The following is a 13,859-nucleotide window of genomic DNA, read 5'->3' on the forward strand; positions in this document are numbered from 1 at the left end:
TTTAGTCGTTCTATAAATATTAAGCAAGAGCGGCAGTAATAATAGCCATTGAGTATACTTCCTGTGCATTGCATCCACGAGATAAGTCGTTGATTGGTGCGTTAAGTCCAAGAAGGATTGGGCCATAAGCATCGAAACCACCAAGACGCTGTGCAATCTTGTATCCGATGTTACCAGCATTGATATCTGGGAAGATAAATGTGTTTGCATGACCAGCTACTGTAGAGCCTGGGCACTTTGTCTTTGCAACACGTGGTGAAACTGCTGCATCAAACTGAAGCTCGCCTTCGATGTCAAGCTCAGGATACTTCTCCTTAGCCTTTGCTGTAGCTTCACGCATCTTATCAACATCCTCGCCCTTTCCAGAACCAAGTGTTGAGTATGAAAGCATAGCAATCTTTGGATCGATACCGAAGATCTTTGCACATGCTGCTGTCTCGCCAGCGATTTCTGCAAGCTCATCAGCGTTTGGCTTGATGTTGATTGCGCAATCGCCCATAGCAAGAACTTCTCTATCACCTGTAGCAGAGTTACGTACCATGATGAAGCATGATGATACGATGCTGTTACCTGGCTTTGTCTTAATAACCTGAAGTGCTGGACGTACTGTATCAGCTGTTGAGTATGTAGCGCCACCAAGAAGTGCATCTGCAACGCCCATCTTTACAAGCATAGTACCGAAGTAGTTTGCCTGCTTACATGTAGCAGCTGCCTGCTCCATTGTAACGCCCTTGCTCTTTCTAAGCTCACAGAAAAGCTCGCACATCTCATCAAATCTGTCATAGTTATCTGGATCAATGATAACTGCTCCACGGATGTTGAAACCAGCTTCTTCTGCAGCTGCTGCAACCTCTGCTTCCTTACCAATAAGAATTGGCTGAAGGAAATCTGAACCAAGAAGACGGCTAGAAGCCTCAATAATACGTGGGTCTGTACCTTCTGTAAATACGATTTTCTTAGGATCCTTTTTAAGGATGTCAATTAATGCTCCAAATCCTGCCATTTTTAATTCCTCTTCTTTCTTTAACTATTTATTTAAAATTTAATTAGTTACTACAAACCATAGCTAGTGTACACCTTTTTTGTGAAAAATGGATGGCTTTTTTTATTGTTCTCGATTTTGTACTTTATTGTATTTTTTCTGATATAAATCCATTCTCATCAACGGCTACATTGCTAGAAATACTTTCAACATATGAATAGCCTGATTCGTCTATTGAAGTCACTGCATTTGAGGCGCTAATTGGTACTATTCTGTAGCTAATAGCATCATTCTCATCAATTGTAAATTGAACTGCACCACCTCCACCTGACTTGATTGTCTGGTTAAAAATGAAGTTGCCCAAGCTATAGAAAATAGGCTTACCATTGTAGTACTCAACTGGCTGTAAGCAGTGGCTGTGCATGCCGATTACAGCATCTGCGCCAGCATCAATCATTTTGTAGCCATCATTAGTCTGGTAATCCTCAAGCTCGGTTGTGTGCTCCACGCCCCAGTGAACCATTACGAATAAATAATCCACCTGACTGTCTGCCTCTGAAATAGCATTCAATAAATCTGTCTCATCATAGAAGCAGAATTCTCCTGGCTGTGAGTTTAGAACATTCCAGCTTCCAACTGGTATCACATGGCTGGCTGCTAAAAAGCCGTAGGTTCTGCCTTTCGCATCTGTTTTAACAATAAGTTTACTAGCCTCTTCAAGACTGTTTCCAGCACCTGTATATTCAATACCGGCATCAGAAAGTGTTGTAAAAGTGTCTGTCAATGCATCCTGACCATAATCAAGTACATGATTATTTGCAAGCCCCGCTATATCTACGCCTAAATCATTAAGAATTGTTACGTAAGTAAGATTTACTCTAAATGTGTATTGCTTATCTGGAGCCTGCTGTCCTCTTTCAGAAAAACAGAATTCATTGTTAATCATGGTAAATGTGGCGTCATTTAAAAGTGACTGTATCTCAGCTGATGCAACACCATCAATTCCCTGACTATCATAATTTGACTGAACATATTCACTAAGCTCAACATCTCCAGTAAAGACAATTGATGTTGTTAAATCCTCTGTTGTAGGTTCAGCCTCTGATGTATCCTCAGTATCTTCTGCCTCCACGGCAATAGGCTCATCCTCCGTGGTTTCCGTCTCACCTATTAGCCACTGAAGCTCATCTTCCATTCCCTGCTCTTTGGCAAAGGCTTTTGCCTGCTCATTAAATGGACCATTTTCACCGAATGCATACCACATACATGCGCCGATTATTACAAGCACCAGTACCGTTTTTATTAACCCTGCAAAAAATTTTTTCATAAGTTTATTCTCTCTATTATCTGAATTTGTTCTTTTCAGCGTCGTAGTGATAATCAATCATTGCAAGCTTTGCAATAATTTCATCACCATCAATTTCATTATCCTCCACTAATGCATCAAAGCTTGAATAATAATCTCTTAATGCAGTATTTACTACAGAAAGAAGCATCACTGGATCTTTTGGAAAATTCATTTTGCGTCTCCTCTAAACTGTTATTCTGTAGTATTCTACCACATTAAATAGGGACCAGCAAAAAGCCGGTCCCACTCGTGATAAATCTTTTCAATTAAAGTTCAGTAAGAGGAGCAATCTGCTCAAGGACGTTATTCATATCCTCAAACATGAATCCCTTCTTAGTAATCTTAACTTTGATATCTTCGATGTCGTCTGAAACTGTATCGAAGTATCTCTGAGAGTCGTCAATGTTGTCAGAGATTTCATTAATTGATGATTCGCAGTTCTTAAATACATCTGCCATCTGAGCACTCTGGCCTGTTACCTCATCTGCAACGTCCTTAATCTTTCCAACAACTTCCTGAGTTTCAACTACTCTCTCATGCGAAGCACTGATAGCATCCTTTGTATGATCAACTGATTCAACCAAGCGGTTATTATTCTCATCAAGTTCTTTCATACTATCAAAGATAGATGTTACAACGCTTTGGATTTCAGTAGAAAGATTTGTTACTTCATCAGCAACAACGGCAAATCCTCGGCCTGCCTCGCCTGCACGTGCAGCTTCGATTGAAGCGTTAAGGGCCAAAAGATTTGTCTGCTTTGCAAAGCCACCAATCTGTTCAACCTTTTCACGAATGTCATCAAAGCTCTTCTGGAATGCTTCAAACACTTCCTCAACCTCTGCGATTGTATCTGAAACTGCACTAGAGCTTCTATCTACATTTTCCATACCTTCATGAGAATCGTCAGCTGTAATTTCAAGCTTCTTTACGATTTCATCAAAGGCTTGTGTAATCTCCTCAATTGTTTTGAATTGATCCTGGAATCTGGCAACTGAATCAGAAATGTTACCATACTTTTCCTCAACAACTGAGAAAGAATCTCTGATTGTCTCAATACCCTGAATAGTATTTGCCTCTTCTCTCTGAAGCATATTCTTTTGCTCAATCGAGAATCTACCAACCTCTTTTAAGGCATGCATTTTATCTTTTAAATTAACAGCTTTCTCACTTGCTGGCGTAGTTGTTGCAACTTCCTGCTCAACTACTTTCTTCTTACCAAAAAGTCCCATATCGTCCTCCTATCTACCCTACTCAAATACTGCACATACCATTGTCTGATTTACATGTTGTTTCTTGTACTGCTCACCACCACCGATGATTCCAACATGTGGGCCAACGCCCTTCATGGCTGTCAAATATTCGGTTAGATAATTCCTCTGAGTGTAGAGTAGATGACGATAGATACAATTTACAGAGAATACAAATGAGATTTTCTTATTCTCTTCTTTGATTTGTCGTCTTGTTTCTGCACCAATCTCGTCGTAATCCATCAGTTCCATTATCTGAATGGTATCATTTTCATTGATTTTTTTGTAATTAATCAATGAACCGTTCTCACCAATCGCATAAGGGCTACTGATGAAGATTTCATCACCGATTACACGACCAAGCGGACTAACCAAAACATTGTCTACTAACTCGCTTCTACTAACGCCAGCATCCTCACAATACACATCAGCTGCAGGTCTACCATCCAAAGAAATAAGTTCCTTCTTCGCCAGGTTAACCTTTGTTGCAATATGTGTATTTGCCCCTTCTATAGGTCTGAAAATTAGCTCAGAATATGTTCTAATCTTTCCTGTTTTATTTTTAATTAAAGCATAACAACATGCATCTGGATAAAGAACACCATTAAGCATTGCATATCCTGTTGCATCTGCTGGGTATCCAAAAATAGTACCACCAACAATAGGAATGTTAGCTTTCTCTAAAGCCACATTCATAGATGAAACCAAACGTTCCTCATCATTAGTACAGAACTCAATGCAAACTGTGTTGCCATCTCCTGCCCCAATCTTAGAAACTTTTTGTTCCATTGATGCAATATCCTGAAGAGGTGCCTTCGATAGATTTCGCAAGATTCCTACTTCAACCTCTGCATCTGCACCAAACGAAATCAAAACCATTCGCTTATCTGATGATTCTGATTCATAATAAGACGTTGTACTTGTGCCGATTAAATCAACACCAGGGAACTTATTAGCAATCTGTTCCGAAGCGTCCTTCAAATGCTCGTATGCGCATAATAAAATTAATAATTTAGGATTATTAGCCTTTCCAATTACTTCGGCTACGGCTGAATTGACATCAGCCTTCATTGATGTACCAATTGATATTTGCATAATTACCCCTTTCTGACAATATATTCCCCAGCAACCTAACTGTATCACAAATATTTTCTATTTTCGAGTATGTTCACACAATTTCCATGAAATGTTGTTTTTTTTTCAATATACTAATACTGTCACGTTATGTACCAAAGTGACAATATTGACATATCGTTTTAGGAGGCAATATGAAACAAAGAACTATTGTATTTGACAAAGCTGATGAAATGGATGATGTTGCCCTACAGCTGCTTAACTTTATTGAAGAAACGCCACACAAAAAAGTTCTTTTTCAAGCTGTAGAGCCTAGCGGCGATATTGATTATATAAAAAAGGGACTGGAGTATGCTCATATTGCACTTCCAGAAATAACAATCATCGGTATGACTTCTCACTGCGCAATGACCCATGATACTCATGCCGCAAAATTTCCGGTTGTATCCGTTCTTTTATTTGAAGAAAACGATTATACAGCCTTCTCTTATGACTGCCATAAACTAACTCCTAGAGAAGTAGGTATTGAATTATGTAAGGAACTGGAAAACATCAAAGATGTAAAAGGCATTCTAATGATGGGCTCAGATATTACACTGACTCCTCAGGATTTTATAGATGTAGTATCAGCGAAGTATCCTAATATTCCTTTGTTTGGTGCTTTGGCTGGCACTTCAACTTTAAAATCAGACGAGTCTTTGGTTTTCCATAACAACAACGTATATGAAAGAGGTATGGTAATTGTGGTATTTCACGGACCTACTCTGGAGATAACCACCCACTATAATCTTGGCTGGAAACCTTTAGGAAACACCTTTACTGTTACAGAAAGCTCATCTGATGGAAAGGTTTACAAAATAAATGATAAGCCTGCTGTCACTGTATATAATAAATATTTAGGGGTTCCTATTAATGAATACTTTTTCGAGAATACAGCAGCATTTCCTTTTATTTTCAAACATAACAATAAGCTGGTTGCCCGTGTTGCATTAAAGCACACAGTAACCTCTCTTCAGTTTGGAATTGAAATACCAGAGGGAACAAAGTTCAGCTTAGCCTATGCAAAAGCGAATTATCTTTTGGATGAATCCTTGACCTGTGCCAACAAGATGAAGGAATTCAATCCTGATGCAATACTTATTTATGCATGTATGAGCCGTAGAACACTTATGGGGGATGAACTAGCTGAAAGAGAATTTTCATACTTTAAACAGGTTAATCCTAATGTAACCTGGTCCTGTGGATATGGAGAACTTCTTTACGACGAGCATGGCGATGGCCTATTAAATGGTTCTCTTGTCGCAGTTGGTATAAAGGAAGGTAACAAACCAGTCACCGATTCTTCCCCTATCACCGATCCACGTTTGCAAGCTGAGCCAGAGGTAATCGATTTAACTGATCGATTGATATCATTCCTTGAATCAACCACCGAGGATTTAAATGATAATATAAACCTTCTTGCAAACATGGCTAGTCATGATCAGCTTACAAAAATCTATAATCGCGCAGCACTTGACTATTATTATGATGAGCTAATTCACAATATTTCAGCCTTTGACACCGTGGCTATGATTATGTTTGATATTGACCACTTCAAGCGAGTCAATGACACTTTCGGTCATGATGTGGGAGATCAAGTAATTACAGGAGTTGTAAATACAATAAAGGAAAGACTTCCAGACAATGCATTTTTTGCCCGTTGGGGTGGAGAAGAATTTATGTGTCTGATTCCAAATTGCGATAAAGAAACTGCTATTGATGTGGCAGAGCGTATCCGCATAAGAGTGTCTGTAACCGATTTTACTCCTGTTGATCAGGTAACTATAAGTATCGGTGTTTGCCTAATAACTAAGGATATCGATAAAATTGAATCCTTTGCCAAAGTTGACAAAGCCTTGTATGAGGCCAAAGAAACAGGCCGCAACAAGGTTGTCTACTCTGAATAATACTATTATCAATTACCAGTTTTTCTCAAATCCATCTGAGATGAACTGGTAATTGTCTTTTGTGCCATCTTCACTTATAAACAATTCTGCTATGGCGCAGTTATTGAAATCCACATCCCAATACTGGCTTCGTGGAGTCTTTTTAATTGTCTCAAAAACAGCATGGCTAAGTGCCCCATGGCTTACCAGCATAACAATGTCATCATCATTAAACTGACCTGTTTTTATAGCACTTCTGATTTTTTCTATCATACGTCTCGCTCTTGCTATAACCTCGTCATAACTTTCTCCACCCTCAGGAGGATTATAAGTTTCAGGTTTATCGAAACATTCAACAAGAAATTCCGGATTTTCCTGTTCCATATTTTTCTGTTCATATATTCCAAAAGACATTTCTATTAAATCTGGCTCAATTACCACATCATCAGGCTTATTGTCCTTAGTTATTTCATTTTCCTGATAGTCACTAATATCAATTCCAGCTACTATACAGCCTGTCTCAATTGCTCTTCCCAGTGGACTGGTTATTAATTTTGTTGGAATAAGGCCAAGACTTTTCACTAGTTCATGTGTCTCTCTTGCCTGCTGACGCCCTCTTGCATTAAGGGGTATTTCCGAACTTCCCTGCAATCTTTTTTGTGCATTTAAATCTGTCTGTCCATGTCGTATTAATAATATTCTCAAAATCCTGTCCTCTTTTATCTGCTATTTTATTCTCATGACATAATAGTCCATGTTACAGATTGATGCAATGACTAGCAACTCATTCCTATACGTGATACCATGGTAAAGATTTATATTAGAGGTATTTTTATGATTTACAGAAAACAAAAAGATTTTGATAACTTCAAATGCATTGCCGATAAATGTCCAAAAAGCTGCTGTATCGGTTGGCAAATCATGATTGATGAGGATAGTCTTGATAAATACGCTGCCACATCTGGAGACTTTGGGCATAGATTAAAATCTTCTATTAATTATGAAGAAGGCTCATTCCTTCAAAACAATACTCGTTGTAGCATGCTTAATAAAACAGGTCTTTGTGATTTGCAATCCACTTTAGGTGAAAGCTATCTTTGTAACACCTGCCGCAAGTATCCCCGTCATGTAGAAGAATTTCAGGACATCCGCGAATATTCACTATCTCTTTCATGTCCTGAGGCAGTTAGAATGCTTATGGCCCCTGACTATACTTTTTCATTTGAGGAGACTGAGGATGATATTTTCGACAATCCAGAAGAATTTGAAGACTTTGACTTCCTGCTCTTTGATAAATTGGAATATGCTAGAGATAAAATGATTGAGCTTGCAAAAGATAGCTCTCTTCCTTTTTCAAAACGATTGGAACGCATTAGAAGTTCTGCATTTGCCTTGCAGAATCTCTACGATGAAGGTGAAATCTTTGAGATGGATAACATCTCCTATGAAGATGAGTCTACCATTTCATTAGAATATGCCATGAGTGGACTCGACACCCTCCTTGAATTAGAAGTGTTAGAAGAATCTTGGCATGAAACCATTAGAGAAACGATATCCTATTGGAATAACAATCTAGCAAAACAATTTTCAGAGGATGCAACCTTTGTTTTTGAAAAGATACTAATTTCTCTTCTATTTAATTACTTCTGCGGCGCTGTATATGATGGACAGATTTATGCCAGAGCTATGATTGCCATAATGAGCACTCATTGGATTATGATGATTCAAGCTGCACATCCTAATATGGACTTAGCCCAAAACATATATCTATATTCTAGGGAAGTTGAGCACTCCGACACCAACGTAAATACGTTAATCTCCTACTTTGAACAGGAATTGGAATAAAAAAGGAACTCTCATTGGAGAGTTCCTTTTTTCTACTTAATCTTTATATGTCTCATCTAATACGTCTGAGAACCATCTTCCATTCATTACATGGTCAATCATAAGATTCTTAACATCATCTGAAATACTGTTGTCTGCTTCCATCTGACCAATTATCTGCTTGTAAGATGAAGTTGTGTTTTCTACAGTGACAATAGCATTCGAATCATCAGCATCTAGTACTAATGATACAGGATTTGCTGGTGTCCAATTATTCCATGTAGCAAGTGAATCTCCATTTGGATTTCCTGATACTAGGAAGTTGCTCAGATAGCTATCGAATACTGTTGCCATATTCTGATATCCAGTGTTATCAAAATTTGCAAAACTTCCATATGAATGATTGTCTGTAAGCATTGGGACAAAGATTCCATGGAATGATCCCATAATTGGGATTTGGGTTGCACTGTCATCACTACCATATCTAACCTGACAAATATAAATATTGTCATCATAATTTGCATACATCTTTTGTGCAGAGCACTGTGCATTAAATATTCTGTACATTTCAGAGCCATACTCAATTGCAAATGACTTTGCTAAATCCTGTGTTTGAGAATCTAATGCCATCACATCTGGACTATAGAAATATCCATCAAAAGCTGAGAATAAGCTAAACTCTGTTTCTCCTGTTAACATAAGGATTGGTACACTATTGTATTCAGTAGTATCAAAGCCTTCTGAAGGAATTACCACATCATCCGTATAAAGATGAGGGAACACACTCATTCTTATTCCTGCATTTGACATAAGTTGACACAAACGATCTGCATCAACAGACTTCATATATGTAACTACCGCTGGGTCACTAGATAGTAACCACGCCTTTGCCAGCTCCTCATTTGATGCTAAGCCATCTTCTACAACAAGTGGAGCAACTGCCTCTGCGATTCTATCTGCACTTGCATCTTCGTCTGCAACTGTCATACCACCTGAATATACTACTGCTTTATCAAATTTGCCTTCAAAAATTGGGCTGATGAGCATGGCCATAACATCACGTCCACCAGCTGAAAATCCTGATACAGTAATGTTGTTTGGGTCTCCTCCAAACTGTTCGATATTTGCACGAACCCAATCTAGAGCTTTTGCAATATCAAGCATTGCGTAATTTCCTGTAGAATCTGCATCAGTCTGGAATGCTGGAAGTGCGTTAAATCCTAATATTCCAAGTCTGTAATTTAGAGATACATAAATGCAGTTCTCATCTACAACAATCTGTGATCCCTCAATTTCTGATGAACTTCCGGTCTGATTATTTCCACCGTGAATGTATACAAGCACTGGCAAATCCTTTGCATTATTTGGTGCATATACATCTAAGTTCAAGCAATCTTCAGAGCCAGATACAACTGTCTCACCTGTTGCATAATCTGTTCCTGCCTGAATTGCTTTATTGCCTACAGAGGTGCAATCTAATACATCTGTCCAAGCTGCTGGATCCTTTGGCTCTTCCCAGCGCAAATCTCCTGTAGGTGCAGCTGCGTATGGAATCGAATACCATACATTACAATTATCTTTACTTGTTCCTTCCACTGCTCCAAACTGTGTGTTTTTTACTAAACTAGCTGTTGCGGTCTGGTTTTCCACAGAAACGTTCGTAGCTGCATAAACATTAATGCTTGAAAACCCTGTTGCTCCTAGCGCTAAAACTAGAGCTAATGCTAAAAAAATCTTTCTCTTCATATTCATCCTTCTCCTTTGATAAATTATGATTTTCCTTGATTATATTGGCCGGTAGTTACTACCGAGCAAGGAAAAATATGGTCGTTGATATTTGTTAATTCTGCCTATATAATGGCTAAAGGAGAGGTTTTAATGTTATGTCAAAATCATTTATGTCTATTGGTGAATACGCCAAAATGGTAGGGGTATCCCCTGAATATCTCAAGTTCTACGATAAAAAGAATTTAATAAAACCGATATGGAAGGATGACAGAGCCTACAGATATTATGCTGATTTTCAAATCATCCATTTTATTGAGCTACAACAGTTAAATAACATGGGGATATCACTGGAGGATGCAAAATCAATTATTGATACATCAAGTCTTGAAGAACGTCTTGATGTCTATAAAAATGCTCTTCAAGCCAAACGCGAAGAAATCATTAATTTACTGTTTTTAATGAATCAAATTGATGACACCACTTCTGCTCTAGATAGAATTAAAAACAAAGAAAGCTGGCGCATAGAAGAATTACCATTGTCCTATTTCACATTTATTGATTTTGATAAACGAAAACAAGGAAGAGATTCTGCTATTTGGAAAGACAACTTTAGTATGAATGCCACACAATACGTGAAGATGCAGGATTCTTCAGCATACCAATTAGAACCTGGAAAATTTGAAAGAATGTGGGGCGCTATCCAGCCCGATTTAACAGAACAGCTTACAAATGACGATAAGCAAACAATAATCCCAGTTGGAAACTGCAAATGTTTTGTCTATGAATATAGCATTCCTACAGAGTACGACGATGAGGGCAAGCTCTGTGAAAACGTTTGGGACTTGTCACTACCTCTGACAATCATGAAAGAAAAAAATATTAAGCATAAAGGAGAATTCTTCCAGAAACGTCTGTGTACCACTCATGAACCTGAGGGTGAATTTCTTCATGTACAAACAATAGCGCCTATCTATTGATAGACGCTACATTTTTTCTAATTTCATATGCGCCACAGCTCCATTTTGTTCCATGGTCTTTAATTCCGTATAATAGAATTTATCATTATGAGCTTCTATTGCATCCATGAGAAGATAAACTTTGTAGCCTTTTTCTAATGCATCCATAACCGTTCTGGATACGCAGCACCTTCCATCAACTCCAACAACATTTATAGTATCAACATTCATTTTGTTAAGAAAGGGCTCAAAATCTGCATTAGAAAAGGCGCTAGGCAATCTTTTCTTAAATACACAATCAGATTTAATTAATAGGCTTTCGGCTAAATCAAAATTTTCATCCTTACCACTTCTTCCTGTATTTCTAACATAAACTACAGGAATATCTTTTTTTATTGCCTCAGCTATTCTATTATTTACCCTCTCAACCAAATCTGGTTTATAGTTCTTTAAATATCGTTGTTGTACATCAATAACAAGTAATATTTTCATAAACCACCTACATTAAGCATTTCTCCCTACACATCTACTATCAAAAGTATATCATAGTGCATTAATAAAATGGGGCTTAATTAAGTCCCCACGGGGTTAGTTATAACTAATTTTTGTTCTGTTTTTTCATAAAAATTTCATTAATGTTCGGGATTGAAAAACACTTCTTTAGGGTGTATCATCTGATTACAAAAAGCAAACATATTTTCGGAAATTATGTTCGATAAATGGAGAATTATTATGTGTACAAGATATGCTTTAGAAAAAAGCCTTACAGGATTAAAAGATATTATTGAACTAGCAGAGCGTTCTTCTCTCGCAAAAAAGTTTATCGATACCCATGCAAAGCCACTTATCACTGACGGCGAAGTACGTCCAACTGATATTGTTCCCGTTATAGCTCCTAATTCAAAGGGAGCGCGAAGTGTATTTCCTATGCAATGGGGTTTCATCGGCAGAGATAATAAACGTTCAATCTTCAATGCTCGCTGCGAAACTGCCAGCATAAAGCCCACTTTCAAAGAAGCCTGGCGAACTCACAGATGTATTATTCCAGCATCATACTATTTTGAATGGGAACATTTTAGAAGCCCAGATGGTCGAGTCAAAACTGGAGACAAATACGCAATACAGCCAAATGGTTCTACTATTACCTGGCTTTGTGGTTTATATAATATTGAAAATGGATATCCAGTATTCGTTATTCTTACAAAAGAACCAACAGAAAATCTTAAGCAAATACATGACAGAATGCCCTTAATGCTACCTGAAGATAAAGTTGATGAATGGATAAATCCTTCCTCAAGTCCTGAAGAATTAATTCCTTATGCATTATCAGATGTTGTTGCAGAGAAAATACTATTAAGCCGTTATTAGACTTATCCTCTCTTTGGTGGGAGTAAATATGGACACCATCATAAGTTACTATATACACAGTTAATACAGTAAATAGCAACTTATACGGAGGTGTTTTTATGAAAGGATACATTATTGACGCAGGATATATGGGATATGTTGATGGCGAATACGAGTTATTTGCTACAGAGGACGATTATTTAGAATACATGGCTGCATAATCTCATATACAAATACAAACATGGAGAGAAAGCCTATGGAACTTGCAAATCAAATCATTGCAGTAGATTTCGATAATACACTATGCTTCAGTGATTGGCCTAATCTAGGCAAGCCAAATCTACCGCTAATACAATACCTAAAAAAACAAAAAGCATCCGGAAGCAAAATCATTCTTTGGACCTGTCGCGCTGGCAAGCCTCTTGAAGATGCTACTGACTGGTGTAAAAAGCACGGCCTTATTTTTGATGCAATCAATGATAACCTACCAGAAATAGTTGAGCTATACGGAAATAACAGTAGAAAAATAACTTGTGACATCTACATCGACGATAGAAATATGAAAATAGAAGAATTGCTTACAGCTAATAGCTAAAAAAAAAGACTTTGGAATTATCCAAAGTCTTTTTTAGCGTGCGTGAGAAGATTCGAACTCCCGACACCTTGGTCCGTAGCCAAGTGCTCTATCCAGCTGAGCTACACACACATAATAAAAAGTAGCGAGAGGGGGATTCGAACCCTCGACACCGCGGGTATGAACCGCGTGCTCTAGCCAACTGAGCTATCTCGCCATATTAAAATGCGCGATCAGGGGTTCGAACCCTGGACACCCTGATTAAGAGTCAGGTGCTCTGCCAGCTGAGCTAATCGCGCATGATATTAATGTAAGAGCGGGTGATGGGAATCGAACCCACGTATTCAGCTTGGAAGGCTGATGTTCTACCATTGAACCACACCCGCAAATATTCAATTAGTCGGGGTGACAGGATTCGAACCTGCGACCCCCTGGTCCCAAACCAGGTGCTCTAGCCAAACTGAGCCACACCCCGATGTTTTAGGATAAGCTCCCCAAGTAGGACTCGAACCTACGACAACTCGGTTAACAGCCGAGTGCTCTACCAACTGAGCTATTGAGGAATAATAGGATATTTCACCTAAAGTGGAGACGGAGAGATTCGAACTCTTGACCCCCTGCTTGCAAGGCAGGTGCTCTCCCAACTGAGCTACGCCCCCAAATAGTGGTTTCTCTACGAAAAAAGCAAGCTCTTGCTTGCTACTTCTCTTATAGCAACCTCAAAACTTCACACAGTAAAACTTAGTTTCCGAAAATTCGCTACACATCTTCCTTTTAGAATAAACCTTCGATCTATTAGTATTCATCAGCTGAATGCGTTACCGCACTTACACCTTGAACCTATCTACCTTATC

Annotated in this window: 13 protein-coding genes and 7 tRNA genes; 5 read left to right on the forward strand and 15 right to left on the reverse strand. The window is 38.3% G+C overall.

The features are described 5' to 3' along the window. Window positions 1–19: 19 nt before the first annotated feature. From pta to T375_RS11095, 5 genes are all read right to left on the reverse strand, one after another. Entirely contained in the window at window positions 20–1,003 is a 984-nt protein-coding gene (pta, locus tag T375_RS11075) for a phosphate acetyltransferase (RefSeq protein ID WP_044938420.1), read from the reverse strand. 124 nt (window positions 1,004–1,127) lie between these two features. Next, window positions 1,128–2,309: a CapA family protein gene (locus tag T375_RS11080; protein WP_049960417.1), complete on the reverse strand. Its 1,182-nt coding sequence runs from the start codon at window positions 2,307–2,309 to the stop codon at window positions 1,128–1,130. A gap of 16 nt (window positions 2,310–2,325) precedes the next feature. After that, the gene (locus T375_RS11085; protein ID WP_033151501.1) at window positions 2,326–2,502 is read right to left on the reverse strand and encodes a DUF4250 domain-containing protein; all 177 of its coding nucleotides are present in this window, start codon (window positions 2,500–2,502) and stop codon (window positions 2,326–2,328) included. A gap of 94 nt (window positions 2,503–2,596) precedes the next feature. Further along, a complete protein-coding gene (locus T375_RS11090) occupies window positions 2,597–3,559 on the reverse strand; it encodes a methyl-accepting chemotaxis protein (protein ID WP_044938424.1) in 963 nt (320 codons plus the stop codon). A gap of 18 nt (window positions 3,560–3,577) precedes the next feature. Beyond that, on the reverse strand, window positions 3,578–4,672 hold the full coding sequence (locus tag T375_RS11095; RefSeq protein ID WP_044938428.1) for an FIST signal transduction protein: 1,095 nt from the start codon (window positions 4,670–4,672) through the stop codon (window positions 3,578–3,580). A gap of 173 nt (window positions 4,673–4,845) precedes the next feature. On the opposite strand from T375_RS11095, the gene T375_RS11100 reads away from it, so the two are divergent. Beyond that, window positions 4,846–6,597 (forward strand): sensor domain-containing diguanylate cyclase, encoded by a 1,752-nt coding sequence (locus T375_RS11100; protein WP_044938431.1) that lies wholly within the window; start codon window positions 4,846–4,848, stop codon window positions 6,595–6,597. Window positions 6,598–6,609: 12 nt separating this feature from the next. On the opposite strand, the gene T375_RS11105 is transcribed toward T375_RS11100, so the two are convergent. Then, complete coding sequence (locus T375_RS11105) at window positions 6,610–7,281, reverse strand: histidine phosphatase family protein (RefSeq protein ID WP_044938434.1); 672 nt, start codon at window positions 7,279–7,281, stop codon at window positions 6,610–6,612. Between the two features lie 129 nt (window positions 7,282–7,410). On the opposite strand from T375_RS11105, the gene fliB reads away from it, so the two are divergent. Continuing rightward, entirely contained in the window at window positions 7,411–8,421 is a 1,011-nt protein-coding gene (gene fliB / locus T375_RS11110; RefSeq protein WP_044938436.1) for a flagellin lysine-N-methylase, read from the forward strand. Between the two features lie 36 nt (window positions 8,422–8,457). Here fliB and T375_RS11115 read toward each other — a convergent pair whose 3' ends face one another. Continuing rightward, on the reverse strand, window positions 8,458–10,146 hold the full coding sequence (locus T375_RS11115; protein WP_049960418.1) for a carboxylesterase family protein: 1,689 nt from the start codon (window positions 10,144–10,146) through the stop codon (window positions 8,458–8,460). Window positions 10,147–10,283: 137 nt separating this feature from the next. Here T375_RS11115 and T375_RS11120 point away from each other — a divergent pair, with 137 nt between their 5' ends. Beyond that, the gene (locus T375_RS11120) at window positions 10,284–11,105 is read left to right on the forward strand and encodes a helix-turn-helix domain-containing protein (protein ID WP_044938441.1); all 822 of its coding nucleotides are present in this window, start codon (window positions 10,284–10,286) and stop codon (window positions 11,103–11,105) included. Window positions 11,106–11,111: 6 nt separating this feature from the next. On the opposite strand, the gene T375_RS11125 is transcribed toward T375_RS11120, so the two are convergent. Continuing rightward, window positions 11,112–11,576, reverse strand: coding sequence for a cysteine hydrolase family protein (locus tag T375_RS11125; RefSeq protein ID WP_044938444.1), 465 nt, complete (start codon window positions 11,574–11,576; stop codon window positions 11,112–11,114). A 240-nt stretch (window positions 11,577–11,816) separates the two neighbouring features. Between T375_RS11125 and T375_RS11130 the strand changes: the two genes are divergently transcribed. Next, complete coding sequence (locus tag T375_RS11130; RefSeq protein ID WP_044938447.1) at window positions 11,817–12,452, forward strand: SOS response-associated peptidase; 636 nt, start codon at window positions 11,817–11,819, stop codon at window positions 12,450–12,452. A gap of 235 nt (window positions 12,453–12,687) precedes the next feature. After that, window positions 12,688–13,026 (forward strand): hypothetical protein, encoded by a 339-nt coding sequence (locus T375_RS11135; protein ID WP_044938450.1) that lies wholly within the window; start codon window positions 12,688–12,690, stop codon window positions 13,024–13,026. A gap of 37 nt (window positions 13,027–13,063) precedes the next feature. Here the strand turns inward: T375_RS11135 and T375_RS11140 are convergent. The 7 genes from T375_RS11140 to T375_RS11170 form a co-directional block, all read right to left on the reverse strand. Next, window positions 13,064–13,137: transfer RNA gene (locus T375_RS11140), tRNA-Arg, on the reverse strand. 11 nt (window positions 13,138–13,148) lie between these two features. Further along, a tRNA-Met gene (locus tag T375_RS11145) sits at window positions 13,149–13,222 on the reverse strand. 9 nt (window positions 13,223–13,231) lie between these two features. After that, a tRNA-Lys gene (locus tag T375_RS11150) sits at window positions 13,232–13,304 on the reverse strand. Window positions 13,305–13,320: 16 nt separating this feature from the next. Further along, a tRNA-Gly gene (locus T375_RS11155) sits at window positions 13,321–13,391 on the reverse strand. A 14-nt stretch (window positions 13,392–13,405) separates the two neighbouring features. Next, window positions 13,406–13,480: transfer RNA gene (locus tag T375_RS11160), tRNA-Pro, on the reverse strand. A gap of 15 nt (window positions 13,481–13,495) precedes the next feature. Next, window positions 13,496–13,568: transfer RNA gene (locus T375_RS11165), tRNA-Asn, on the reverse strand. Window positions 13,569–13,591: 23 nt separating this feature from the next. After that, window positions 13,592–13,664 (reverse strand) — tRNA-Ala (locus T375_RS11170). Window positions 13,665–13,859: the final 195 nt, after the last annotated feature.

Origin of the sequence: Pseudobutyrivibrio sp. LB2011, from assembly GCF_000701765.1 — a bacterium.
GTDB lineage: Bacteria > Bacillota > Clostridia > Lachnospirales > Lachnospiraceae > Pseudobutyrivibrio > Pseudobutyrivibrio ruminis.

Excerpts from the sequence above, each read along its gene's own strand:
- pta (WP_044938420.1), bottom strand. The coding sequence starts at position 1,003 with ATGGCAGGATTTGGAGCATTAATTGACATCCTTAAAAAGGATCCTAAG.
- T375_RS11080 (WP_049960417.1), bottom strand. The coding sequence starts at position 2,309 with ATGAAAAAATTTTTTGCAGGGTTAATAAAAACGGTACTGGTGCTTGTA.
- T375_RS11085 (WP_033151501.1), bottom strand. The coding sequence starts at position 2,502 with ATGAATTTTCCAAAAGATCCAGTGATGCTTCTTTCTGTAGTAAATACT.
- T375_RS11090 (WP_044938424.1), bottom strand. The coding sequence starts at position 3,559 with ATGGGACTTTTTGGTAAGAAGAAAGTAGTTGAGCAGGAAGTTGCAACA.
- T375_RS11095 (WP_044938428.1), bottom strand. The coding sequence starts at position 4,672 with ATGCAAATATCAATTGGTACATCAATGAAGGCTGATGTCAATTCAGCC.
- T375_RS11100 (WP_044938431.1), top strand. The coding sequence starts at position 4,846 with ATGAAACAAAGAACTATTGTATTTGACAAAGCTGATGAAATGGATGAT.
- fliB (WP_044938436.1), top strand. The coding sequence starts at position 7,411 with ATGATTTACAGAAAACAAAAAGATTTTGATAACTTCAAATGCATTGCC.
- T375_RS11115 (WP_049960418.1), bottom strand. The coding sequence starts at position 10,146 with ATGAAGAGAAAGATTTTTTTAGCATTAGCTCTAGTTTTAGCGCTAGGA.
- T375_RS11120 (WP_044938441.1), top strand. The coding sequence starts at position 10,284 with ATGTCAAAATCATTTATGTCTATTGGTGAATACGCCAAAATGGTAGGG.
- T375_RS11125 (WP_044938444.1), bottom strand. The coding sequence starts at position 11,576 with ATGAAAATATTACTTGTTATTGATGTACAACAACGATATTTAAAGAAC.
- T375_RS11130 (WP_044938447.1), top strand. The coding sequence starts at position 11,817 with ATGTGTACAAGATATGCTTTAGAAAAAAGCCTTACAGGATTAAAAGAT.
- T375_RS11135 (WP_044938450.1), top strand. The coding sequence starts at position 12,688 with ATGGAACTTGCAAATCAAATCATTGCAGTAGATTTCGATAATACACTA.